This window comes from Saccharothrix espanaensis DSM 44229 (assembly GCF_000328705.1).
GTDB lineage: Bacteria > Actinomycetota > Actinomycetes > Mycobacteriales > Pseudonocardiaceae > Actinosynnema > Actinosynnema espanaense.
The window spans coordinates 962,122-985,387 of record NC_019673.1 but is presented as its reverse complement, the minus strand read 5'-3'; the positions used below and the strand labels follow the sequence as shown (position 1 = coordinate 985,387).

General features: G+C 72.2%; 21 protein-coding genes and 1 other RNA gene. 10 read left to right on the top strand and 12 right to left on the bottom strand.

Annotation, left to right across the window (positions count from 1 at the left end; genetic code table 11):
- Nucleotides 1–9: 9 nt before the first annotated feature.
- Both BN6_RS04785 and BN6_RS04780 read right to left on the bottom strand, forming a co-directional pair.
- Nucleotides 10–486: a hypothetical protein gene (locus BN6_RS04785; protein WP_015098414.1), complete on the bottom strand. Its 477-nt coding sequence runs from the start codon at nucleotides 484–486 to the stop codon at nucleotides 10–12.
- Between the two features lie 3 nt (nucleotides 487–489).
- Nucleotides 490–768 (bottom strand): hypothetical protein, encoded by a 279-nt coding sequence (locus BN6_RS04780; RefSeq protein ID WP_015098413.1) that lies wholly within the window; start codon nucleotides 766–768, stop codon nucleotides 490–492.
- A 383-nt stretch (nucleotides 769–1,151) separates the two neighbouring features.
- Here BN6_RS04780 and BN6_RS04775 point away from each other — a divergent pair, with 383 nt between their 5' ends.
- Nucleotides 1,152–1,496 (top strand): hypothetical protein, encoded by a 345-nt coding sequence (locus BN6_RS04775; protein WP_015098412.1) that lies wholly within the window; start codon nucleotides 1,152–1,154, stop codon nucleotides 1,494–1,496.
- Nucleotides 1,497–1,510: 14 nt separating this feature from the next.
- Nucleotides 1,511–2,005 (top strand): pyridoxamine 5'-phosphate oxidase family protein, encoded by a 495-nt coding sequence (locus BN6_RS04770; RefSeq protein ID WP_015098411.1) that lies wholly within the window; start codon nucleotides 1,511–1,513, stop codon nucleotides 2,003–2,005.
- A gap of 59 nt (nucleotides 2,006–2,064) precedes the next feature.
- Here the strand turns inward: BN6_RS04770 and BN6_RS04765 are convergent, their stop codons facing one another.
- Both BN6_RS04765 and rnpB read right to left on the bottom strand, forming a co-directional pair.
- Nucleotides 2,065–3,663 carry a DUF6345 domain-containing protein gene (locus tag BN6_RS04765; RefSeq protein ID WP_015098410.1) on the bottom strand — a complete coding sequence of 533 codons (1,599 nt, stop codon included), beginning with the start codon at nucleotides 3,661–3,663 and terminating at the stop codon, nucleotides 2,065–2,067.
- A 268-nt stretch (nucleotides 3,664–3,931) separates the two neighbouring features.
- Nucleotides 3,932–4,329: RNase P RNA component class A (rnpB, locus tag BN6_RS42840), an RNA gene on the bottom strand.
- 222 nt (nucleotides 4,330–4,551) lie between these two features.
- Here rnpB and BN6_RS04760 point away from each other — a divergent pair.
- Nucleotides 4,552–5,109 carry an NAD(P)H-dependent oxidoreductase gene (locus BN6_RS04760; protein WP_015098409.1) on the top strand — a complete coding sequence of 186 codons (558 nt, stop codon included), beginning with the start codon at nucleotides 4,552–4,554 and terminating at the stop codon, nucleotides 5,107–5,109.
- Between the two features lie 9 nt (nucleotides 5,110–5,118).
- Here the strand turns inward: BN6_RS04760 and BN6_RS04755 are convergent, their stop codons facing one another.
- From BN6_RS04755 to BN6_RS04730, 6 genes are all read right to left on the bottom strand, one after another.
- Nucleotides 5,119–6,216 (bottom strand): bifunctional RNase H/acid phosphatase, encoded by a 1,098-nt coding sequence (locus tag BN6_RS04755; RefSeq protein WP_041311950.1) that lies wholly within the window; start codon nucleotides 6,214–6,216, stop codon nucleotides 5,119–5,121.
- A complete protein-coding gene (locus tag BN6_RS04750) occupies nucleotides 6,213–6,950 on the bottom strand; it encodes a zinc ribbon domain-containing protein (RefSeq protein WP_015098407.1) in 738 nt (245 codons plus the stop codon). The genes BN6_RS04755 and BN6_RS04750 overlap by 4 nt, the downstream gene beginning before the upstream one ends.
- A gap of 1 nt (nucleotide 6,951) precedes the next feature.
- Entirely contained in the window at nucleotides 6,952–8,097 is a 1,146-nt protein-coding gene (locus BN6_RS04745; protein ID WP_015098406.1) for a Nif3-like dinuclear metal center hexameric protein, read from the bottom strand.
- Nucleotides 8,094–9,128: an Rv2231c family pyridoxal phosphate-dependent protein CobC gene (gene cobC / locus BN6_RS04740; RefSeq protein ID WP_041316039.1), complete on the bottom strand. Its 1,035-nt coding sequence runs from the start codon at nucleotides 9,126–9,128 to the stop codon at nucleotides 8,094–8,096. Before cobC ends, BN6_RS04745 begins: the two co-directional genes overlap by 4 nt.
- A gap of 362 nt (nucleotides 9,129–9,490) precedes the next feature.
- A complete protein-coding gene (locus BN6_RS04735; RefSeq protein ID WP_015098404.1) occupies nucleotides 9,491–10,474 on the bottom strand; it encodes a polyprenyl synthetase family protein in 984 nt (327 codons plus the stop codon).
- A gap of 318 nt (nucleotides 10,475–10,792) precedes the next feature.
- A complete protein-coding gene (locus BN6_RS04730) occupies nucleotides 10,793–11,245 on the bottom strand; it encodes a hypothetical protein (RefSeq protein WP_041311947.1) in 453 nt (150 codons plus the stop codon).
- A 44-nt stretch (nucleotides 11,246–11,289) separates the two neighbouring features.
- Between BN6_RS04730 and BN6_RS04725 the strand changes: the two genes are divergently transcribed.
- The 4 genes from BN6_RS04725 (at nucleotide 11,290) to BN6_RS04710 (ending at nucleotide 14,161) form a co-directional block, all read left to right on the top strand.
- A complete protein-coding gene (locus BN6_RS04725) occupies nucleotides 11,290–11,817 on the top strand; it encodes a low molecular weight protein-tyrosine-phosphatase (RefSeq protein WP_015098402.1) in 528 nt (175 codons plus the stop codon).
- Nucleotides 11,814–12,671: a fructosamine kinase family protein gene (locus tag BN6_RS04720; RefSeq protein WP_015098401.1), complete on the top strand. Its 858-nt coding sequence runs from the start codon at nucleotides 11,814–11,816 to the stop codon at nucleotides 12,669–12,671. Before BN6_RS04725 ends, BN6_RS04720 begins: the two co-directional genes overlap by 4 nt.
- Before the next feature lie 100 nt (nucleotides 12,672–12,771).
- Entirely contained in the window at nucleotides 12,772–13,335 is a 564-nt protein-coding gene (locus BN6_RS04715) for a DUF1349 domain-containing protein (protein WP_015098400.1), read from the top strand.
- 16 nt (nucleotides 13,336–13,351) lie between these two features.
- Nucleotides 13,352–14,161 carry an SURF1 family cytochrome oxidase biogenesis protein gene (locus BN6_RS04710; RefSeq protein ID WP_041311944.1) on the top strand — a complete coding sequence of 270 codons (810 nt, stop codon included), beginning with the start codon at nucleotides 13,352–13,354 and terminating at the stop codon, nucleotides 14,159–14,161.
- Here the strand turns inward: BN6_RS04710 and BN6_RS04705 are convergent.
- Nucleotides 14,100–15,062: a cobalamin biosynthesis protein gene (locus tag BN6_RS04705; protein WP_015098398.1), complete on the bottom strand. Its 963-nt coding sequence runs from the start codon at nucleotides 15,060–15,062 to the stop codon at nucleotides 14,100–14,102. The genes BN6_RS04710 and BN6_RS04705 overlap by 62 nt on opposite strands.
- A 50-nt stretch (nucleotides 15,063–15,112) precedes the next feature.
- Between BN6_RS04705 and BN6_RS04700 the strand changes: the two genes are divergently transcribed.
- From BN6_RS04700 to BN6_RS04690, 3 genes are read left to right on the top strand one after another with little or no spacing between them, the layout of a single operon-like run.
- On the top strand, nucleotides 15,113–16,591 hold the full coding sequence (locus tag BN6_RS04700) for a DUF2397 domain-containing protein (RefSeq protein WP_015098397.1): 1,479 nt from the start codon (nucleotides 15,113–15,115) through the stop codon (nucleotides 16,589–16,591).
- Complete coding sequence (locus BN6_RS04695) at nucleotides 16,591–17,829, top strand: TIGR02678 family protein (protein ID WP_015098396.1); 1,239 nt, start codon at nucleotides 16,591–16,593, stop codon at nucleotides 17,827–17,829. The genes BN6_RS04700 and BN6_RS04695 overlap by 1 nt, the downstream gene beginning before the upstream one ends.
- Nucleotides 17,826–21,893 carry a TIGR02680 family protein gene (locus tag BN6_RS04690; RefSeq protein WP_015098395.1) on the top strand — a complete coding sequence of 1,356 codons (4,068 nt, stop codon included), beginning with the start codon at nucleotides 17,826–17,828 and terminating at the stop codon, nucleotides 21,891–21,893. Before BN6_RS04695 ends, BN6_RS04690 begins: the two co-directional genes overlap by 4 nt.
- An 85-nt stretch (nucleotides 21,894–21,978) precedes the next feature.
- Here BN6_RS04690 and BN6_RS04685 read toward each other — a convergent pair whose 3' ends face one another.
- Nucleotides 21,979–23,157: an ROK family transcriptional regulator gene (locus tag BN6_RS04685; RefSeq protein ID WP_015098394.1), complete on the bottom strand. Its 1,179-nt coding sequence runs from the start codon at nucleotides 23,155–23,157 to the stop codon at nucleotides 21,979–21,981.
- Nucleotides 23,158–23,266 lie beyond the last annotated feature (109 nt).

Here is a 23,266-nt window from a genome sequence, read left to right as displayed (position 1 = left end):
CGGGTGTGGTCACGCCGGCGTCCGAACACCGCGAACCTCCTTCTTACGGCGGTCTGTCTTCCTGCGGTGCTGGGATCGGGTGGCGCGCGCCGCGCGTTTCGCCCCCTTCTCGGACAGACGCTTCCGAGGCCGGTCCTGGTTGACCCGGATCCGGGCGGCGCTGGCCGCGCCGCCGGTGCCCGAGGTCGTCTCACGCGGGGAGTTGAGCTCGCGCACCCACATCGTCATCACCGACGAGAGCGGGCGCTCGTGGCTGATGCGGGTGCAGATGTAGCGGGTCAGGGCGACCGTGAACACGAAGCCCCAGCCGGTGTTGATGAAGTCGAAACCGAAGCCGATCTGCCGCTGCAACGCTGTGACCAGCAGGAACACCACGATTCCGACGCCCCACGCCACGTAGCGCGCACGCCACGGGAAGGTGGCCTTGGGCGGGCCGAGCCAGACGGCGTCGACCCGGTAGACCTCGTCGTCAGTGCGTACCCGCAAGGGTCACCCGCCGGTGAACAGGCCGGCGATCCACTGGCCGATGTTCGCCCCGGCGTTGGTGGTCACCGCCAGTCCGATGATGGCGAGCGCGATGATCACGCCCCCCAGTCGGCGCATGACACCGGCGTTGTCGCCCTTGCCGCCGCCCAACCACAGCAGCAGGACCGCGACGGTCAGCAGCAGCAGGGGTACCAGGTTGTCGAGGATCCACTGACGCACACCGCCTGTGCCCAGGGCGGGTTCTGTCTGCTGCGCGAGTGTTACCAGGGTGTGGGCGGTCATCGCAGTACTCCTGAGTACGCAGGACTTCGCCGGGCGGGCCGAGGGGTGCCCGTCCGGTTCGTGCGCCAACGAGTAGAACACGTCTTCGTCACGAGGTGTATCTGTCGGTTCGCGGTGGGTAGATCACTGGCCGTTCCCCTGAGCCTCGATTACGTCTAATCTGACCACGGTCATCATGGGTCGGGGGAAGCCGGTGGAGAACCGGCGACACTGGATTCTCCCGATTGCTGAGACAGTTCACCCGACTGCGAACTTCGAGGTCACGCACTGTGTGCACGACCGCACTCCCCCTTGTCCAGCCCGCCGCCCGGTTGACCCGTTCGGCCGGGACGTTGCACCGAACGGACCGCATCCCGGAGTGACGACGCCGAGGAGGCTCGCAGATGGCCCAGCCACCGGAAGCCGCGCCCGAACCAGCCTCCGGAGTGAACGAAATCACCGTCTCCGTGACCGTCTCGGGCAGTGATCAGGTTACCGGCACGGAGCCGCCCGCGGGGCGGCGGGTGCAGCGGACGGTCAACTTCGACCAGGACGTGCTGGAGCGCGCTCGCGCGGCGGCGACCTACCTGGCCGCGTACGAGCCCGTGGCGGGCGTGCGCAGCCTCGCCGACATCGTGAACCCGGCGGTCGCGGCGTACGTGGCGGAGCTGGAACGGCGCTTCAACGGCGGCGAGGCGTTCCGCCCGGTGCACCGGATGCCGCCGGGCAGACCCGCCCGACGTGGCTGATGTGAGGACGTTTCGTGACTTCGACCGACACCGACCCCCGCTACGGCGACCCGGACGCGCCCGCCACCCCGTGGACCGAGGCCCGCCGGAAGTTCGCCGAGGCCGAGGTGTACTGGCTGTCCACCGTCCGCCCGGACGGCCGCCCGCACGTCACGCCGCTGATCGCGGTCTGGCACGACGAGGCCGTGCACCTGTGCACCGGGCAGGACGAGCGCAAGGCCCGCAACGTCGCGGAGAACCCGAACGTCGTGGTCACCACCGGCGACAACGCGCTGCACGGCGGCCTCGACCTGGTCGTGGAAGGCACCGCGGAGCGGGTCACCGACCCCGGCGCGCTGGCCGCGCTCGCCGCGGCGTGGGAGGCCAAGTACGGGCCGGACTGGCACCTCGACGTGGTCGAGGGCGGTTTCGCCAACCCGCACGGCGTCGCGCTGGTGTTCCGGGTCGAGCCGGTCACCGCGTTCGGGTTCGGCAAGGACCCCTACAGCCAGACCCGCTGGCGCTTCTGACAGCGGAGGGGCCCTTCCACCCCCAGTGCGGCGGAAGGGCCCCACCCGTCAGCGGAGCGTCAGCTCCAGCCGGAGATCCGCCAGAAGCCGACCGTCGGCAGGGTGTCCGGGCCGACCGGTCCCTTGTTCCAGAAGTAGTCGTTGTAGTTCGCGATCCACGAGTAGCCGATCGGACCCATGGTCGCCCACCGCACCCACGGGGGCTGGGTGTCGATGGACGCCTGCGCCCACGCGTCGCGGACCTTCATCGGGGCCGGGCGGTTGCGCAGCAGGTAGTTGCCGTACCGGGCACCGTGCGAGGCGTGGTGGTACGACACCGTCTCGAAGCTGTTGATCTGGTGCAGGCCGTTGAACGCCCGGCCCCAGCGCTGCGCCCAGTTCTGGCCGCCCGCGCTGGTTTGCAGGATCGAGGCGGTGAACAGGCTGATCCACTCCAGGTCCCGGTTGCCCCAGCGGGCGTCCCGGTTGGACAGGAACGTGTCGGTGTTGCTGCTGCACCCGGCGAAGGAGAAGCCGGTGGGCGAGCCGCGGCCGTGCCAGTAGCTCAGGTCCACGTCGTCGGCGTAGAGCTGGTCCCAGCCGCCGGCGAAGGCCGGGTCCTTGAAGTCGCGCTCCCACGCGTTCTGGTCCAGCCAGCTGTACTGCACCGGGATGCCCCGGCTGGTGAACTGGTTGTTGAACCCGTTGACGTCGTTCGCGGTCCACGGCAGGCCGGCGCACCGGCCGGTGCCCTCGCTGCCGACGTCGATCCGGGGGATCCACTGCGCGGACACGCCGCCACCGGTCTCGGTGCGCGGCGGCTGGGTCGGGCCGGGCTCGGGCAGCTTGCCGTCCACCGCGGCGGGCAGCGTCACCGGCTGCACGGTCGCGCCGTTCGGGTCGGTGCCCGCGCACCGGATGCTCGGCTCCAGCCTGGTCGGCTTCTCCGACAGCGCGGGAGCGTCGTAGGCGTAGGACACGCCCGTGATCTGGGTGTCCGCCGCGAACACCTTGGCGCAGCGCGTGCGGGCCTCGGTCAGGTCGAGCGACTTCACGGTGCCGACCTTGACCAGGTCCCGCGTGCTGTAGACGAGCCCGGAGACCGCGCCCTGGCCGTCGAGCGCGACCCGGACCTTGGCACCGCCGCCCTCCAGCGGGATGCCGTCGAGGGAGAACGCGAACGACACCGCGGTGTCCAGCGGGGCCGACACGACGACGCTGCCGTCCGTGCCGACCACGTCGAACGTGGTGTTGGTGGCGGAGGCCACGGCGTTGGCGGGCAGCAGCCCGGCCCCGCGCAGGGCTTCCTGGACCTTCTTCACGGCCACGTCGGTCGGGACGGCCCGCAACTGCTTGAGCGCCTCGACGTCGAGCTGGGTCTCGTGGGTGGGCAGTCCGTCCTCGTCGGGTCTGCCGGCGCCCTTGTCCAGGCCCGGGACCTTCAGGTAGGTGGCCTCGTCGGTGAACGACACGGAGCCGTCCTGGTCGCGTTCGACGCTCTTCAGGCCGAACGCCCGCTGTAACGCCGTCGCCTGCTCCAGGCTGAGCCCGGCACTGCGGACCGCGTAGACCGGCAGTTCGACCGACGCGGCCGACGCGGTGACCGTGCTGGTGACGGCCGCCGCGCCGACCAGTCCGGTCAAGGCGAGCCAGGTGGCGGCCCGCTTGGTGGCTGACATGGGTTTCCTCCTCCTCGTGAACGCGGGGCAGGGCCCGCGGTTCGGCTGGAGGACGAGGCCGCGTACGGCCTGATACCGATGACCACTCGAACGGCGTCACTTCTGTAACACCGTTGGGGCCCAAGGGATCTATAGGCGGATCAGTGTGCCCTTCGCCCGTTTTCGGCCGATTCCCGGCTAGGGCGGTCGGCCCCGGCGGGCCCGACGTTCGGCCGCGCGACGGGTGCTCGGCGCGGCAACCCCCGTGCGGGGTGCCGAACCGGGGGCGCGGATGAGCCGGCATGTAAGCCGGATTCTGTCCCCGGGCGCCTCGCGGCGGTCCCGGTGGGCGGCCATCCATCTCGGCCTGCCGTCGCCGACAGGCTCGTGCGGCCTACCCGCAGGCATCGGGCGGGCCGCCCTCGATCGCCTGCGCAGGCGCCGAAGCGCCCTCTTGGCCTTGCTCCGGGTGGGGTTTACCGAGCCGCCCCCGTCACCGGGGGCGCTGGTGGTCTCTTACACCACCGTTTCACCCTTACCCCGACTCGCGCCGGGGCGGTCTGTTCTCTGTGGCACTGTCCCGAGGGTCGCCCCTGGTTGCCGTTGACAACCACCCTGCCCTGTGGAGTCCGGACTTTCCTCGGCGGCAGACGTGAAGTCCGCCGACGCGGCCGCCCTGCCGACTCATCCGCGCCGCCAGCATAGCCGGACGCGTCCCAGGCTGTGGAACCAGGAGCCCGAAACCTTGTCGTGATGTGGAACGAACTGCTCTACTGAAAAACATGGCAGGAATCGGGGGACTTACCCGCCGTCGGCACGTGGACTACGGTCGCACCGCCGCCGCAATCTGTTGACGCTGACCGATTTTATCTCGTAGTCCGAGCCTTTTCGGGAAGGTGTCAGCGAGCCATGTCCTCCATTCTGGTTATTTCCGGCAGTCCTTCTCCCGCGTCCCGCGCCGGCATCGTCGTGGCGCGCGTCGACGAGTTGCTGCGCGACGCCGGGTACGACGTGCAGACCTTGCACGTGCGCCAACTGCCGACGTTGTCGCTGCTCACCGAGGACCTGCACGACCAGGAGATCGCCGACGCGGTCAGCGCCGTGCTGCGCGCGGACGGCATCGTGGTGGCCAGCCCGGTCTACCGCGCGGCCTACAGCGGACTGGTGAAAGCGCTGCTCGACCTGCTGCCGAAGAAGGGGCTGCGCGGCCGGGTCATCCTGCCGTTGGCGACCGGCGGCAGCCAGGGATTCCTGGTCGCGATGGACTACGCGTTGAATCCGCTGCTCACCGGCAAGGGAGCCGACCAGGTGCTGCGCGGCGAATTCGTGCTCGACCCGGACATCGTCGGCGAGGTGATCGCGCCCACCGCCGCCGAAGCGATCCGCGCCGCCGTGGACCGCTTCACCCTGGCCGTGGAAGAAGCCCGGTTCCGGCGCAAGCGCCCCCAACTGCGCCCCGCGGTCTGACCCCGGCCGTCAGCCCAGGTGCGAGGTGTCGTTGACCAGCCGGACCGACGCGTGGCCGTCCGGGTAGAACTCGACCACCGACAACGACGCCAGGTCCAGGTGCAGCCGGAACAACAACGACGGCCCCGCGTCCAACCCCATGCGCAGCAGCGACTTGATCGGGGTCACGTGGCTGACCACCACGACGTCGCGCCCGCCGAACCGGGTGATCACCTCGTCCCGGGCCCGCCGCACCCGCCGGTGCACCACGTCGAAGCTCTCGCCGCCCGGCGCGGCCACCGACGGATCGCCCAGCCACCGCCCGTGCAACTCCGGGTCCCGCTCGGCGGCCTCGGCGAACGTCAGCCCCTCCCAGCCGCCGAAGTCCGTCTCGACCAGCCCGTCCAGGACCTCGACGTCGACCCCGAGCCCACGCCCGACCGCCGCCGCCGTCTCCACCGCGCGCCCCAGCGGTGACGACACCACCGCCGCCACCCCGTCGAGCTTCGCCAACCGCGCCGCGGCCGCCTCCGCCTGCTGCCGCCCGACGTCGGTCAACGGCGGGTTCCCCCGCCCGGAGTACCGCCGCGCCACCGACAACTCGGTCTGCCCGTGCCGCAACAGGTAGAGCCGGGTCGGCTCCCCCACGGCCCCGGTCCACGACGAGGGCGGCGACACCGCGGAAGCCACCCCCGGCACCCGCCGCGCGCGCCCGCCCCCACGACCCGCCTGGACGTCCATCGCCTCGTTGGCCAGCAGATCAGCGGCCTTGTTGCGCTCGCGCGGGATCCACTCGTAGGACACGCTCGCGAACCCCGACGCGACCTCACGGGCCTCCCGCGCCAGGGGCTGCATCGACGGGTGCTTGACCTGCCAGCGCCCGGACATCTGCTCCACCACGAGCTTGGAGTCCATCCGCGCCACCACCGCCGAGGCACCCAGCTCCGCCGCCGCCCGCAGGCCCGCGATCAGCCCCCGGTACTCGGCGACGTTGTTGGTGGCGACCCCGATGCCCTCGGACCGCTCGACCAGCACCTCGCCGGTCGCCGCGTCCCGCACCACCGCGCCGTACCCGGCGGGTCCCGGGTTGCCCCTCGACCCGCCGTCCGCCTCGACGACGACCTTCACAGCCCGGATTCCCCCGTGCGCACCATGATCGCGCCGCACTCCTCGCACTGCACGACCTCGTCCGCGGCGGACTCCCGCACCTTGGAGAACGCGTTGCTGTCCAGCTCGATCCGGCACGCGCCGCACCGCCGTGACCGCAACAGCGCCGCCCCGATGCCCTTGTGCTTGCGCACCCGGTCGTAGAGGGCCAGCAGCGGCTCCGGGAACTGGGTGGCGGCGAGCTTGCGGTCCGCCGTGCGCTTGGTCTCGGTCGACTCCAGGTCGGCCAGCACGCTGTCCCGCCGGCGCGCGGCGTCGGACAGCGCCTCCTGCGCCTTGTCCAGCGCGACCCGCGCGTGCTGGACGTCGGCCTCGACGGCCTCCCGGCGTTCCATCAGTTCGAGCAGGTCGTCCTCCAGCGCGGACTGGCGGCGCTGGAGCGTGGCCATCTCGTGCTCCAGGTCGGTGAGCTGCTTCGCGCCCACCGAGCCGGACTGCATGAGCTTGCGGTCCCGGTCCTCGCGGGCGCGGACCTGGTCGATCTCGGTCTCCTGGCGCTTGACGTCCCGGTTGAGGTCGCCCAGCGTCGTCTCGATCGTCGTCAGCGCGTCCGTCTTGGCCCGCACGGTCTTCTCGGCCTCGGCGATCTCCGCGATCTCCGGCAGCGTGCGGCGGCGGTGGGTGACGCGCGACAGTTCGGCGTCCACCTGCGCCAGGTCGAGCAGCCTGCGCTGCACGGCGGGATCGGCTTTCACTTCAGCGGCCTCCAGTTCGGGTCGTCACGCCAACGGTCCACGGATCGGTCCGGCGAGTCGAGACGAGGACGTCGACCGTACCGCCGACAGCGTCCCGCACGATGCCCGCCGCCTGCCCGCACCACGGCCATTCGCTGGCCCAGTGCGCCACGTCCACCAACGCGGGGCCGCCCCGGGCGAGGTGCTCGCCCGCCGGGTGGTGCCGCAGGTCGGCGGTCACGTACGCGTCGACCCCGGCCCGCGTGGCCGCGTCGAGGTAGCCGTCCCCGGCACCGCCGCACACCGCGACGCGCCGCACCGGCCGTTCCGGGTCGCCGGCCGCCCGCACACCCCACGCCGTCGCGGGCAGGGCGTCGGCGACGCGCTGCGCGAAGACGCGCAACGGCTCGGCGGTGGCGAGCTCGCCCACCCGCCCGGCCCCGGTGCCCGCGCGCGAGGGCACGTCGGCGATCTCCACCAGCGAGAACGCCACTTCCTCGTACGGGTGGGCGGCCCGCAGAGCGGCCACCACCGAGGCCCGCAGCCCCCGGTCCAGCACGACCTCGACCCGCGTCTCGGCGACCCGCGACAACGAGCCCACGGACCCCACCACCGGCTCGGCCCCCGCCACCGGCCGGAACTGCCCCACACCGTCCACGACCCAGGCCGCGTCCCGGTAGTCCCCGATCGCCCCGGCCCCGGCGGCGTGCAGAGCGGCCAGCACACCGGAAGCGGACTCGACGGGCACGTAGGTCGTCAGCAGGTCCATCGCCTGAGCCGGAGCGGCGCTCAACGGCCCGGTCACCGTCAACCCCAAGGCCGACGCCAGCGCGTCCGACACTCCGGGCGACGCCACATCGGCGTTCGTGTGCGCCGTGTACAACGCGATACCGCTGCGGATCAACCGGTGCACCAACGCACCCTTGGGATCGTCAGCCGGCACCCCGTGCACACCGCGCAACAACAACGGGTGGTGCGCCACCACGAGCTGCGCACCGACCGACTCCGCCTCGTCCACAACGGACGCATCGGGGTCGACGCAGAACAACACCCGCGACACGTCCTCGCCGCGATCACCGCACACCAGGCCCACGGCGTCCCACGACTCGGCGGTGGCAGGCGGATAGGCAGCCTCCAGCACCGCCACCACGTCCCCGACCGACGTCACCGCTCCTCCAAGACCACTCGCAGCGCGTCCACCAGCAACGCGAACTCGTCGGGCGCCCGGACGGCCACCCGGAGGTGATCGGCGGTCAGCCCGGGGAACGTGTCCCCGCGCCGAACAGCGATCCCCTTGTCCCGTAACGAAAGCCGCACCCGTTCCCCATCAGGGACCCGAAGCAGCAGGAACGGGGCGGACGGCGGCACCACCACAAGATCGCCCAAAGAACGCACAGCGGACGCCGTGTGCTCCCGGCACTCCAGCGCCGACGCCTCGGCCTCCGCCACGGCGTCAGGTCCACAACAGGCGGCAACGGCCTCCAGCACGAAGCTGCTCACCGGCCACTGCGGGCGAGGAAGCGCCAACCGCGCCAAAAGCTCAGGAGGCCCCAACGCATACCCGGCCCGCAATCCCGCGAGCCCCCACGTCTTGGTCAGGCTCCGCAACACCAACAACCCCGGCACCCGCGCCGAAGCCAACGACTCGACCTCGCCGGGAACCGCGTCCGCGAACGCCTCGTCGACCACCAGAACCCGACCGGGCCGGCTCAACGAGGCCACCACCTCGGCCGGGTGCAGCACCGACGTCGGATTGGTCGGATTCCCCAGAACCACCAGGTCCGCGTCCTCGGGCACCAACCCGGGCCGAAGCCGGTACCCGTCGTCAGCCGACAACAACACCCGCCGGACCGGAACCCCGGCGTCCGCCAGAGCGACCTCGGGCTCCGTGAACGAGGGATGCACCACAGCGGCCGACCGAGGCCGCAACGCGGGCAACAACGCAAACCCCTCGGCCGCCCCGGAAAGGATCAAGACCTCATCCACGCCCCGCCCGTGCCGAGCCGCGACAACGGACCGCGCCCGAAGATCGTCAGCCACCGACGGGTAACTCCCCAACCGGCCCAACACCCCCGCCAACCGCTCCCGCAACCACCCGGGAGGCGCGGCCATCCGAACGTTGACGGCGAAATCGACAAGCCCGGGTGCCGCATCGACATCCCCGTGGTGCCGCAACAACACCCGATCCTGGCTGGTCATCACCGGAAGTCTAAGCGACCCCCACCAGCGCACCGACCACCCCGTGCACCACAACACACAAAGCCACACCAGCGACCACAATCCCCCCGCCGGCACCTCCCCCGGCGGCCTGCCCAGCGGCGAGCGTCGCTTTCAGCTTGGCCGCTTCTCTTTCCTCACGCACCTAGCCCATCGCGACAAGCGTGGCCTCCGGCCCCCAACACCATCATCCCACGCCCCACCGACACTTCCCCTCCGCTCGCCGCTCTCCGCTCTCAACGCCCCACGCTCCACGCCCTGAAGCGTTGCAGCGTTGCAGCGTCGAAGCCCTGAAGCGTTGAAACCAGCAGCACGATGCGCCGCGATACCGATCCGCCTCCCCCTCAGCCGATCTGCGACACCGCCCACTCCAAATACGCCGCCGGCAACTGCCGCAGGATTTCCAATGCCTCCGACTCCGGCACCTCCGGCAACGCCAGGACCGTCTGCTCAGCCAGACTCCGGCAATACGCGATCGTCTCCGGCACCAATCCCCCGCCCCGCAACTCGGTCAGCAGGCCGGTCAACTCGTCGTCCCCCAACTCGCGGCCGCGGGCGGCGAGCATCTCCCGCTGCACCTCCGTCAACGAGCGCAGCAGCGGGAACGTGTAGACGCCCTGCCGGATGTCGTTCCCGACCGGTTTCCCCAACCTCTCGACCGACGACGTCAGGTCCAGCAGGTCGTCCAGGATCTGGAACAGCAGCCCGAAGTGCGCGCCGTACTCCGAGAGCCGGATCGTCACCTCGTCCGAGGCCGACGCGCAGTGCGCCGCCAGCACGCACCCCACCCGGAACAACGCCCCGGTCTTCAACGCGATCGACCGCAACGCGGCGTCCGGCGACCGGTGCACGTCGTACAGGTCCAAGACCTCCAGGACCTGTCCTTCGACCAGGTCCGTCACCGCCGCCGCGAGCTTGCCCGCCGCGAACGGCGAGATCCACTCCAGCGCGGCCTGGCTGGCCCGCGCCAGCATGAAGTCGCCGACCAGCACCGCCGGCCCCGGCCCCCACTCCGCGTTCACCGTCCGCACGCCACGCCGCTCGACCGCGTTGTCCATCAGGTCGTCGTGCACGAGCGACCCGGCGTGCAGCAGCTCCACGCACGCCGCCGCCTTGACCGCCTTCTCCGAGACCTCGCCGGCCAGCGCCAACGACCCGGCGAGCAGCACCACCGACCGCAGGCGCTTGCCCCCCGCCGCGGTTATCCGACCGGAGAACGAGTTGACGATCGGAAGCGTCGATGAGGTTGCCAACTGCCGGATCTCGTCCTCGACCCTCGGCAGCGCGTTGGCCAGCGCCGGGATGGTCGGCATGGTCGTGGTGGACACACCACAGATCGTCGCGCGCCCCTCCTGAGAGCCTGCTGAGACGCCCGCGCCCGCCTCTCACAACCCGCCCACCCACAGGCCGCGCTTCACCAACCCGCGCTCCACCACACACCGCCAACTGACACATTCACCACGCAAAACAACTCAGAGCACCGACGCGGCCACCGCGAGCAACACCACCACGATGCAAAGGATCCAATGCCACCGCATAGGAGGCCGCGCGTCACCGGCCGCGAAGTCACGTAGTAGGGGGTCGCTCATGTTTCCTCTTCCCGAGGTGCCACTACACGAACAACGTCGTGGCGAATCAACCGAACGTTACCCCTGATCGCGCTTGCGCAGGTTCGCGTCCACATCGGACATCAACCGCTCGCGATCCCGTTTGGCCTGCTCACGACGCTCTTGATCACGCACCAACTGGCGCACGGCGTCGTCCCGGTAACCGGCCGATTCGCGGTAGAAACCCTCTTCGAACCACCACCACGAACGCAGCCCCACCCGCGCGATACGCACGGGCTGTTCCCGTCTGCGCACGTCGAGTGACGGATAGTCCGCGATACGCACCGGCGGGCATCCCGTGGCCACGAAGAAATGGCGTTTCCGGAACAGGAATCCGCGGTCGGTGAAGAATCCGGCGTTCCGGTCGACCAGCAGCTCCGCGTTCGGCACCGACGGCCGGTGCCGGGCGAAGGCGGGCGTCTCCGGCGACGACCGCTGCCACCACGAGATGCCCGCGAACGCCGCGAAGCCCGCGACGAGCAGCAGCACCACAGCGACCACGCTTGACATCGATCCCCCAACACCCGGCCGTCTCGATGGTCAGACGTGCCGGACGCCGCGTCCAGAGCCCTCACCCGGAGCGCGCAACCTGGCAGACTCCCGCCGTGGCTCTGAACGTGACCTTCATCTGCACTGGCAACATCTGTCGGTCCCCCGTGGCAGCGATCATATTCCGCGACCACCTGACCCGGGCCGGCCTGGGTGACCTCGTCACCGTGACCAGCGCGGGCACCGGTGGGTGGCACGTCGGAGACCCCGCGGACCCACGGGCCGCCAAGTCGCTCGCCGACCACGGCTACCCCACCGAGCACACCGCCGCGCAGGTGTCGGACGAGCACTTGGACGCCGATCTCGTGGTCGCGCTGGACACCGGCCACGCCCGCGCGCTCACCCGGCTGACCGACCCGGCCAAGGTCCGCCTGCTCCGCTCGTTCGCCCCGGACGCCGACGGCAACGACGTCCCCGACCCGTACTACGGCGACCGACAGGGCTTCGACCTGGTGATCTCCCAGGTGGAAGCCTCCATCCCCGGCCTCCTCACCTGGGTACGCACCCAGCTATGACCCACCCCAACCCACCCACCACTCCCACCGCAGCCGCCACCGCAGCATCCGAGCTGACCGGCACCCCAGCCACCTCAACCCGCCAAATCGGCAGCGCGGTCTTCGAGGTCGACCTGCACGACGGCGACCTGGTCGTCGTCAAGAGCCACGATCACCCGAACGCCGTCCAAGCCGAAGCCGCGTCCCTCTCCTGGCTGGCCGAACCCGAGGGCCCGCCAGTCCCCCAAGTCCGCGCCCACGACGACCGCTGGCTGGTCCTGGATCAGATCGAACCGGGCAGCCCGACCCCACGAGCCGCCGAGGACTTCGGCCGTCAACTGGCCGCGCTGCACGCCACCGGTGCCCCGGCGTTCGGCGTGCCCCCGCCCGACGGTCCGCGCGACGCGTTCATCGGCCTGGCCCACATGCCCAACGAGCCGCACCCCAGTTGGCCGGAGTGGTTCGCCGAACACCGCATCGCGCACTACGTCCGCCAGGCCGTCGACATCGGCGTTCTCACCACGTCCGAAGCTCGGATCATCGAGGACGTCCGCGTCGACGCCCCGACCGAACCTCCCGCCCGACTGCACGGCGACCTGTGGAACGGCAACGTGCACTGGGCAGCCGATGGTCGGGCGTGGTTGATCGACCCGGCAGCGCACGGCGGCCACCGCGAGTCCGACCTGGCGATGCTCGCCCTGTTCGGCTGCCCCCACCTCGACCGGATCCTCGCCGCCTACCACGAGGTCGCCCCGCTCTCCGACGGCTGGCGCGAGCGCTTCCCGCTGCACCAACTGTTCCCGCTCCTCGTGCACACCGTCCTGTTCGGCCGGGGCTACGCCTCCCAGACCCTGTCCGCCGCGCGCTCCCTCTGACGCAAGCCCACCCAGCCCAACCACCCCCCACCAAAGCCAGCCCCACACCCCCGCCCGGCCACCGCACGCCCACCAGCCCCGCCGCTGCCATGATGAGCCGATGGGGATCAAGGCGTTCGACCGCGACGACTGGCAATGGCTCAACGAACCGGCCTCCTGGTCCGCCGACGCAGGTCTGTGCATCACCACCGACCCCTCGACCGACTTCTGGCGCACCACCCACTACGGGTTCGTCCGCGACACCGGTCACGTCCTCGGCATCCCGCTGACCGGCGACTTCACCATCTCCACCACCTTCGCCGCCGACTACGCCGCCCAGTACGACCAGGTCGGCATCGCGCTGCGCGTGGACGAGCGGAACTGGATCAAGGCCGGCGTCGAGCTGGTCGACGACGAGTTCCAGGTCAGCACGGTCGTCACCCGTGACTTCTCGGACTGGTCGGTGGTCCCGGTCGCGCACCTGACCAGGGTCGCGATCTCGGCGACCAGGGAAGGCGACACGGTCACCGTCCGCTACGGCCTGGACGACGCCGAGCCGACCACGATGCTGCGCCTGGCGTATTTCCCGCCCGAGGTCAGCGCCCTGGTGGGGGTGATGGCGGCGGCACCGACCGGTCCCGGTTTCACCGCCCGGTTCGACCGGGTGCAGATCACAACGGCCTAGGGCTTACCGTGGTGGGGTGCGGTTGAGCTTCCTGTTGCGGCCGGGTTGGCTGGCGTTGACGCTGGCGGTCTGGGTGTTCGCGGGCGCGTGCTTCGCGCTGCTCGCCCCGTGGCAGTTCACCCGCGACTCCGAACGCGACGCGCAGAACGACGCCGTCACGACCTCCGTGCGCACCGGCCCGGTCCCGGTCACCCAGATCCTCGACCGCCCCAACGCCGACAACGAGTGGCGTCGGGTCACGATGACGGGCCGCTACCTGCCCGAGGGCCAGGCCGTCGCACGGCTGCGCACCGTCCAGGGCGAGGCCGCCTCCGAGGTGCTGACCCCGTTCGCGCTGGAGAGCGGCCAGACCGTGCTGGTCGACCGGGGTTACGTGCGCCCGGTGAACGGCCTGAAGGTGCCGACCCTCAAGCCCCTCCCGGACGGCACGGTCACGCTGGTCGCGTGGGTGCGCACCGGCGAGAACGACAACCGCGACGCGATCGAGCGCGACGGCCACCGCGAGGTGTACGCGATCAACTCGGCGGTGGTGGGCCGGGCTTCGGGACTGGACATCCGGCCCGGCTACTTCCAGCTCACCGAGGGTCAGCCGGGCGTCGAGGAGGCGCTGCCGCTGCCGAAGCTGGACGCCGGCCCGTTCTTCTCCTACGCGTTGCAGTGGATCGCGTTCGGCGCGATGGCGCTGGCCGGCTGGCTGTACTTCACCGTCCGCGAGGCCCGCCCCGGCGGCGCGCTGGCCGAAGAGCGGACCGACGGGCCGAAGGTCAAGCGGAAGTCGGTCGCCGAGATGCTCGCCGAGGATGAAGCAGCGCCAACACCGAGGTGATCACCGCGGCCGACGCGCCGACCACCCGGGACAGCTCCACCGCGCGGGTCACGTGCCCCGCGTCGGGCTGGCGGCCGTGGCCGAGCACCGGCCGGTCCTCCGCGCCGTGCGAGTACACCGTCCGCCCGCCCAGCCGGATCTCCAGCGCGCCCGCGAACGCCGCCTCCACCTGTCCCGCGTTCGGGCTGGGGTGGGCCGCCGCGTCGCGCCGCCAGGTCTTCCACGCCTCGCCGGACGAGCCGCCCACGACCGGCGCGCCGGCCGCCGTGAGCAGTGCCGCGAGCCGGGCCGGCACCAGGTTGGCGAGGTCGTCGAGCCGGGCCGCAGCCCAGCCGAACCGCTGGTAGCGGGCGTTGCGGTGGCCGACCATCGCGTCCAGGGTGTTCGCCGCGCGGTAGCCCAGCAGGCCCGGCACGCCGGCGACCGCGCCCCAGAACAGCGGCGCGACGACCGCGTCCGAGGTGTTCTCCGCCACCGACTCGACGGTCGCCTTGGCCAGGCCCATGGTGTCCAGCCGGGCCGGTTCGCGGCCGCACAGGTTCGGCAGCCGCAGCCGCGCGGCGCCCAGGTCCCCGCCGTCGAGTTCACGGCCCATCGCGGTGCCCTCGTCGGCCAGCGACGACCCGCCGAGCACGACCCACGTCGCGGCGGCCGTGGTCAGCGCCTGGAACACCGGGTGCTTGCGCCCGACGTGCTCCACCGCCATCCCGGCCAGCACGGTCCCGCCGACCAGGGTCGCGGTGTGCACGGCGCCCGCCGCCCGGTGGTCGCGGTAGACCTTGCGCTCCACCGCCGCGGCAACCCGCCCGAATCCCGCTACCGGGTGATACTTCCTCGGGTCACCGAACACCGCGTCGGCGGCCACGCCCAGCAACAACCCGACCGCGCGTCCCACGCTCACACAGGCACGGTATCCCGCGACTGTCGGTAGCCCGCACTAGGGTGCCTCCCGTGGAACCGGCCCGCCTGAAGCTCTACGCGTACCTGGACGCGCGCGATCACCAGCGCACCTACCTGGCGATCATGCGGCTGTTCACGTCGACCCTGCTGGCCGACCTGTCGGCGGGCGAGGTCGCGGGCGCGCTGGCCGGCGCGGAGCGCGAGGGCCGGGTGGAACCGGGCGAGTCGCGCATCGAGAACGTGATCAACCGGCTGCGGCAGCTGGTCGAGTGGGGCAACCTGGTGCAGGGCCGGCGCGAGGTGGTGGCGTCGAGCATCGCCGAGTTCCAGCACGGCAGCGTCCGCTACCAGGTCTCGAAGCTGGCGGTCCGGGTGCAGCGGGACGTGGACGAGCTGCTGCGCGTCCCGGAGGGTGCCCGCGAGGTGTCGCGCGAGCTGCTGCCCGCCGTGGAGCGCGGCCTCGGGCAGCTGGGCCGGTCGCTGTCCGAGGCGCTGCTCAGCGAGGCGAAGCGCCCGCGCGAGGTGCTCGCCGAGCAGGTGACGACGCTGTTCCTCCAGCACGCCGAGCTGGCCGCGACGGTCCGCGACTTCTACGCCTACCTGGGCCAGGTGGTGACCCGCCACCACCTCGCGCCCGAGGAGATCTCCGGGTTCCGCAACCTGCTGGTCGAGTACATCCAGATGGTCGTGGAGGACGTGCTGCGGCACACCCCCGCGATAGCCGACGCGCTGGCGGGGCTCAACGCCGCCCGCACCGAGCTGCTGCGCCTGCTGGGCCGCGCCGACCTCGGCGACCGGGTCGAACGGGCGCGCGGGCGGTCGGCGGAGGACTGGCAGGAGCTGACCGACTGGTTCGTGGACCGGACCGGCCGCCCCAGCCAGGTGACGGCGTTGCGCGACGCGACGGCCCGCGCGATCGGGTCGTTGCTGGCCAGTGTGAAGCGGGCCACGTCCGGCGGCGGCCTGCTGCCCGGCCGGCGCGCCGAGCTGCTCAAGCTCGCGGCGTGGTTCGACGGCGGCACCCGGTCGCAGGCGCACGAGCTGTACGCGGCGGCGTTCGGGCTGTACTCGGCGCGCCACCTCTCCCCCGCGCCGGAGCACGACAGCGACAACGAGCGCACGTCGTGGCGTGACGGCCCGGTGCACGAGGTGTCGGTGAGCGTCCGCAGCCGCAGCGACCGGGGCGCGCGCGGCCGGACGTCACGCATCCTCGACGACCCGATGACCGAGCAGTCGCTGCTGGCCGAAGCGCGGGACGCCGACGAGCGGCGGGCCGCGTCGGTCGCCGAACTCGCCGCCGCCGCGCCGTGCCTGTCCACCACGACGCTGTCCGGCGAGGCGTTGGGCGTGCTGTGCGAGCTGTTGACGCTCGCGATGGCGCAACGCGACACCGCCGCCGACGCGGGCTCGGCGACCGACCCGGTGCGCGGCCTGCGCGTCACCGTCGCGCACGAAGCCGGCCATTCCACGCAGATCCACTCGCACGCGGGCACGTTGACGCTGCACGACTCGACGCTGGTGCTCGACTGATGTTCGACGACCTCTCCGACATCGACGCCGCGAACGTCGTGCGCTGCGCCCGCACCCTGCTGCGCCGGCCGCTGCTGCGCGCCGACGGGCCGGACGGCGAGCTGCTGACCCTGGTGTACCGGCACCGGTTCGCGCTCCAGGACCTGTTCGCCCGCCAACTCGGCTACCGCCTGGTGGTGGAACGCCGCTACGCCCGCCTCTACAAGGCCGGTCCCGGCGCGGACGACTCGCGGGGCGTGCTGGGCATGTCGCCGCGCGGGTACGCGTACGTGGCGCTGACCATGGCCGTGCTGACCGGGATCGGGCGGCAGACCCTGCTGTCCCGGCTGGTCTCCGACATCCGCGCGGCCGCCGCGGAGGCGGGCATCGAGGTCGTGGACGACGTGGTCGACCGGCGCGCGTTGACCGCGGCCCTGCGGCACCTGGTGTCGTTGGGGGTGCTGCACGAGACCGAGGGCACCGTCGACATGCAGACCGAGGCGCTGATCACCGTGGACACCGACCTGCTCGGGCAGTTGCTGACCGGCCCGGTGGCCGAGGCGACGTCGCCGCGACGGCTGGTGGAGCTGGCGAACCGGCCCGGCCCGCGCGGTGTGGAGCACGCGGTGCGGCGCAAGCTCGTGGAGAACCCCGTGGTGCTGCACGCCGACCTGCCCGCCGAGCAGTCCGAGTGGCTGCGGCGCAACCAGCGCCGGGAGTCGGCTTCGCTGGAGACGTCGTTCGGGCTGCGCACCGAGTCCCGCGCGGAGGGCGTGCTGACGGCCGACCCCGAGGACTACCTGACCGACCTGTACTTCCCCGGCACGTCCACCGTGGCGCGGATCGCGCTGTTGGCCCTGCCCGAACTGCTGTCCGGCGAACCCGTCTCGGGCAGGCACCCCGTGGACCGCGCCGCACTGGTCGAGCTGTGCGGACGGCTGGTCGAGGACTACCCGGCGGCGTGGTCCAAGCAGTTCACCGACGACCGGGAACGTTTGGCCGACGAAGTGCTGGAACTGTTGCGGCGCATGGGCTTGGCCGTGCCCACCGACGGCGGCTGGCAGCTCAACGCCGCCGCGCACCGCTGGATACCGGAGCCGGACGGCGACCCGGAACGTGAAGTGGAGCAACCGCCGGTCACCCCTGAGGTGCCGGGCTGGTCGCTTTTCGATACCCCGGAGGACGGGGCGCGCGACGCTGTTCCCGCACGCCACGGCCGACCGGGCGCGGGTGTCCCGCAGGACGAGGAGAACGTGTGAACAGGTGGCGGCTGCACCGCGGCGGCATCGTCAACATCTGGCAGTACACCGAGCAGACGTTCGACTTCTCCGGTGGCCGCGCGATCTTCCAGGGCACCAATGGGTCCGGCAAGTCGCGCACGCTGGAACTGCTGCTGCCGCTGTGCTTGGACGGCGACCTGCGCCAGGTCGGGTCGAAGGGTTTCGACACGGTCAGCCTGCGCCGGCTGATGCTGGACGACTACGACGGCGGCCCCAACCGCATCGGGTACGCGTGGGTGGAGCTGGTGCGCGGTGACGAGCACCTGACGTGCGGGCTGGGCGTGAAGGCGTCCAAGACGTCCCAGGCGATCACCGACTCGTGGCGGTTCGTCACGTCCGCGCGCGTGGGGCACGGCCTCCAGCTCATCGGCGCGGAGCGCACCCCGCTCGGCCCGGCCCAGCTGCGCGACCTGATCGGCGCGGACTGCGTGCTGGAGGAAGCCGCGTTCCGGGCGAAGATCGCCGAGACCGTGTACGGCGTGCCGGGCGCGCGCTACGGCGACCTCCTGCACCTCCAGCGCACCCTGCGCAACCCGGACGTCGGGCTGAAGGTGCTGGAAGGGCAACTGGAACAGATCCTGTCCGACGCGCTGCCGCCGTTGGACCAGGCGATGGTCGAGCAGCTCGCGACCTCGTTCGACGACCTGGAGTCGATCCGGGAGAACATCGTCCGGCTGTCGTCGGCGGACGCGGCGCTCGGCACGTTCCTCAAGACCTACGGGGACTACGCGTTCGGTGGGCTGCGCTCGTCGGCGGACCGGCTCGGCGCGGCCGAGGACGCGGTGCGCAAGCTGGAGCGCTCGTCGGCGAAGCTGGCCGCGGCGCTGTCCGGGACGGCGGCCGAGCGCGCCTCCGCCGAGCACTCGCTGACCTCGTTGGAAGCCGGTGAGCAGCAGGCCGAGGAGACCATCGGCGCGTTGAAGGAACTGCCCGCGTTCCGCGACCTGCAAGACCTCCAGACCCGCGAGAAGCTGGTCGCGGAGAAGCGCTCGTCGGCGATCGCCGCGCTGGACATGGCGAACAAGCAGCGCTCGCAGGAGGACGGCTCGGTCGACGGCGTGCTGCGGCTGCTGCGCCGGCTCGCCGACGACCTGGGCACGGCGGAGGAACTGGTCGAGCCGCTGCGCCACCACCTGCGGGTGGCCGGGTTGGCCGAGGCGCTCGCGCCGGACGTGCCGCGGGTGGCCGTGGTCGACGCGGTGGTGCGCACCGAGTCCGTGCGCGCCAAGCCCGACCCGGAAGCCGAACCGCTGCCCATCGACCGCCGGGTGCCGCCCGCGCTGTCCGACCTCGACCTGGAACCGGCCGCCGCGCGCACCACCGAGATCGCCTCGCTGGCCCGGCAACGCGGCGCGCTGGCGTTGGCGCTGCACCGGCAGGCCGAGGAGCTGGAGACCGCGCAGCGCAAGGTGGACGCGCTGCGGCAGACCGCGCGGGACGCCCAGCAGGCGGCGACCGAGTCCTCCGCGCTGCGCAACCAGGAGGCCCAGGAACTCGCCGAGGTCGCGCTGACCTGGCTGGACGACGTGCGGTCCTGGCAGGAGTCCGGGCCGGGCCGGCCGGAGAACGCGCTGGAACTGCCCGCGTCGGTCGACCCGGTGGCCGCGCGGAAGCTGACCTCCGCCGCCCGCGAGTGGGTCGGCCCGCTGGTCGCCGTCGCCCGCGAGGCCGCGCACGGCGTGACCGTGCGGCGAGGCGACCTGCGCGGGGCGATCGACGCGCTGGACGCGGAACTCGCGGCGTTGCGCTCCGGAACGGCCCGCGTGCCCGAACGGGGCCGCTACGCCCTCGCCGGCCGCGAACCGGCGGCCGGCTCGCCGTTCTACCGCCTGGTCGACTTCCAACCCGACGTGGACGACACCCGCCGGGCCGGTCTGGAAGCGGCCCTGGAGGCGTCCGGCCTGCTCGACGCGTGGGTCACCGCATCCGGCACGACTACTCCCTCTCCTTCCTCTTCCTCCTCCGACGTGCTCGCGGTCGCCGCCGAGCCGGTCACCGGACCGTCCCTCGCCTCCGTGCTGACGCCCGCGGTCGACCCGGGCTCACCGGTCCCCACCGACGTCGTCGCCGCACTTTTGGCATCGGTGTCCCTCGCCGAACGCACGCCCTCCACAGCACCAGCCTCATCCACCCTCGAACCAGGCACGTTCGCCGTGACGCCGGACGGCGGATGGCGTGCGGGCGTGCTGACCGGCGCGTGGCGCAAGGACGCGGCCGAGTTCATCGGCGCGGGCGCGCGGGAGGCGGCCCGTCGCCGGCGGATCGCCGAGCTGGAGGACGAACTCGCCGCCCTGCGCACCGAACTCGGCGAGGCCGAGACCGAGCTGGCCGCCGCGCACGGCCTGGTCGACCAGTGGGAAAATCACCTCGACCGGTTCCCCGCCGACCGCGAGCTCGTCGCCAAGCACGGCCGGCTGCAAGCCGCGCAGGAATCCGCCGACCGGGCCGCGAAACGCGCCGAAGAGCTGCGCGCCGAACTCGACACCGCCCAGTCCCGCGGCGAAGCGGCGCAGGGCGAGGTCGTGCGGCAGGCCGGGGACGCGGGCCTGCCCGCCACCACCGAGGGCCTGCGCCAGGCGCAGAGCGCCGCCGCCGAGGCCCAGCGCACCGCCGACCGGCTCGGCGACGTGCTGCGCCGCCAGTGCCAGTCGACCGTCACCGACCTCACCGACGCCGCCCACCGCTACCACGCGGCCGTGGCCGACCGGGTCGCCGCCGAGGCCGACGCCGAGGCCCGGTGCGTGGACTACGCGACCCAGGCGGGCACGTTGGCCGAGCTGACCGACGCGATCGGCGGCGAGGCGCGGGAGATCGCCGACCAGCTCTCCGCCGCCGAACGGTCCCGGCGCGAGATGCGCGACGAGCTCAAGGGCGTCCGGGAACGCGTCGCCACGGCCCGGGAGCAGGCCGCGAAGCTGTCCGCCCAGCTCGACGCCGCCGGCGAGCAGTTGGCTTCGGCGCAGGACGCGCGGACGCGGGCGGTCGAGCAGTTCAAGGCCACCGTCCAGGCACCCGGTGTGCTGGTCGCGGCCCTGCCGGACGTGCCGGAGGACGTCGAGTCGGTGCGCGCCGCCCTGGCCGCGGCCGACCGGCGCGGCGCGGGCGAGGCGACCGTGATCACCAAGCTCCAGGCGTTGCAGACGTCCCTCGCGGGCAGCCACGACATCGCCGCCGAGCAGCACGAGGGCCTGCTGACCGTGACCGTGACCGGCGAGGACGGCGCGCGCCCGGTCGCCGTCGCCACCCGCCAGGTGACCACGAAGCTGGCCGAGCAGCGGGGGTTCCTCGACGAGCGCTACCAGAACATCTTCGCCGACTACCTGATCCGCGACCTCGCCGAGTGGCTGCGCGGCCAGATCGCCGTCGCCGAGGACCTGTGCAAGCGGATGAACGAGGTGCTCGGGCGGGCGCGGTCCAGCCAGGGCGTGCACGTGAAGCTGGCGTGGAAGCCGTCGGCGGCGCTGGAGGAGGAGACGCGCGACGCGCTGGCGCTGGTGCGCCTGCCGTACGCGGACCGCGACCCGGAGCAGGACGCGTTGCTGCGCCGCGTGTTCACCGAGCGCATCGAGGCCGAACGCGACTCGCACTCCGGCAGCTACGCGGAGATCCTGTCCCGTGCGCTGGACTACCGGACGTGGCACCAGTTCACCGTGACCGTCGCCGACACCGGCCCGGACGGCAACCCCCGGGAGCGACGGCTGCGGCAGCTCTCGTCCGGCGAGACGCGGCTCATCTCGTACGTGACGCTGTTCGCGGCGGCGGCGTCGTTCTACGACGCGGTCAGCGGCGAGTTCTCGCCGTTGCGGCTGGTGCTGCTGGACGAGGCGTTCGAGCGGCTCGACGACCCGACCATCGCCCGGATGCTCGGCCTGCTGGTGGACCTCGACATGGACTGGGTGATCACCTGGCCGAGCGGCTGGGGCGTGTCGGACAAGATCCCCCGGATGCACATCTACGACGTGCTGCGGCCCAAGAACGGCCGCGGCGTCGCGTGCACCCAGACCACGTGGGACGGCGCAGCCCTCGACCGCATCGACCCGTAACACCGACACGTCGTCACCCCACCCGCACTCCCGATCCGGCGCTACCCGGCTCGCGACCACACCAACCCGGAGTCCCGACGCGGCACTACCCGGTCCGGCGGCGCACCCCGCCGGACTCCAGCAACGCGGCCACCGGCAGCGTGGCGGCCCCGAGCGCGACCGACTCGGGGCCGAGTTCGCACAGCCCGATCGACACCTGCTCGAACGGCCGGTGCAACGCGTGCCGCGCCGCTTCCCGCCGGATCGGGCCGAGCAGCCGCTCGCCGAGCACCAGCCCGGCCCACCCGCCGAGCACCACCGCGGCCGGGTTGACCAGGTTGATCAAGTTGCCGATCCCCAACCCGGCGAACCGCGCGGTCGCCGCCAGAATCGCCGCCGCGCCAGTCGAATCGTCCGCCACCAGCGCACGCAACGCGGCCTCCTCGTCGTCCGGCACGGACGGGTCGAGTTCCCGGTACCGCTGCACGATTCCGGCCGCACCGAGATACGCCTCCAGACACCCGGCGGCTCCGCAGCGGCACGGCCGCCCGTCGAGCGCGACGGTCGTGTGCCCCCACTCCCCCGCACCACCCGACGCGCCCCGGTACGGCACTCCGCCCAGGATCACGCTCGCACCCACCCCGGAGCCGATCAGCGCGACCACGACGTCCGGCACGCCCCGCCCGGCCCCGAACCACGACTCGGCCTGCCCGAGCGTGTTGGCCCCGTTGTCCAGGAACAGCGGCAGCCCGGTGCCGGCGCGCAGCAGCCGTTCCAGCGGGGCCGCGTGCCAGCCGACGGTCTGCGCGTAGACCAGCCCGTCCTCGACCAGCCCCGGCACCCCGACGCCGACCCCGAGCACGTCGGTCACCCCGGACGCGGCCAGGCACCGGTCCAGCCCGGCGAGCACGAGCCGCGCGACCTCGTCGGGCGAACACCCGCCGGCCGGCACCGGCGACCTCGACTCGGCCAGCCGCTCCAGCGTCAGGTCGAACACCTCGACCAGCACGTGCGTCTCGCCGACGTCCACCCCGACCACCGCGGCGAACCCGGGGTTCACCCGCAGCAGCACGCGCGGCCGTCCACCGTCGGACTCGACCTGCCCGGCCTCGACCACGAGCCCCTCGGCGAGCAACTCGCCGACGACGGTGCTCACCGACGCCTGGCTGAGCCCGGTCGCGACGGCCAACTCCTGCCGGCTGCGCGGCTGGTCGAAGTACAGCGTGCGCAACACTCGCGCCCGGTTGCCGGCTCGCAGGTCCCGCACGGTCAGCCTGCGCTGCACAGCCCACTCCTCCGTCCGACCAGGCGTCGAACGTACGTCATCGGCCCACTCCGTTCACCACCCGAACCACCCTCGCCGACACTCCCGACACCCGCCGGCATCTACCCGA

Bases quoted from the DNA above. Each gene is read 5' to 3' on its own strand.
- BN6_RS04775 (WP_015098412.1), top strand. From the start codon at position 1,152: ATGGCCCAGCCACCGGAAGCCGCGCCCGAACCAGCCTCCGGAGTGAAC.
- BN6_RS04715 (WP_015098400.1), top strand. From the start codon at position 12,772: ATGGGGATCAAGGCGTTCGACCGCGACGACTGGCAATGGCTCAACGAA.
- BN6_RS04765 (WP_015098410.1), bottom strand. From the start codon at position 3,663: ATGTCAGCCACCAAGCGGGCCGCCACCTGGCTCGCCTTGACCGGACTG.
- BN6_RS04780 (WP_015098413.1), bottom strand. From the start codon at position 768: ATGACCGCCCACACCCTGGTAACACTCGCGCAGCAGACAGAACCCGCC.
- cobC (WP_041316039.1), bottom strand. From the start codon at position 9,128: ATGACCAGCCAGGATCGGGTGTTGTTGCGGCACCACGGGGATGTCGAT.
- BN6_RS04720 (WP_015098401.1), top strand. From the start codon at position 11,814: ATGACCCACCCCAACCCACCCACCACTCCCACCGCAGCCGCCACCGCA.
- BN6_RS04695 (WP_015098396.1), top strand. From the start codon at position 16,591: ATGTTCGACGACCTCTCCGACATCGACGCCGCGAACGTCGTGCGCTGC.
- BN6_RS04760 (WP_015098409.1), top strand. From the start codon at position 4,552: ATGTCCTCCATTCTGGTTATTTCCGGCAGTCCTTCTCCCGCGTCCCGC.
- BN6_RS04725 (WP_015098402.1), top strand. From the start codon at position 11,290: ATGGTCAGACGTGCCGGACGCCGCGTCCAGAGCCCTCACCCGGAGCGC.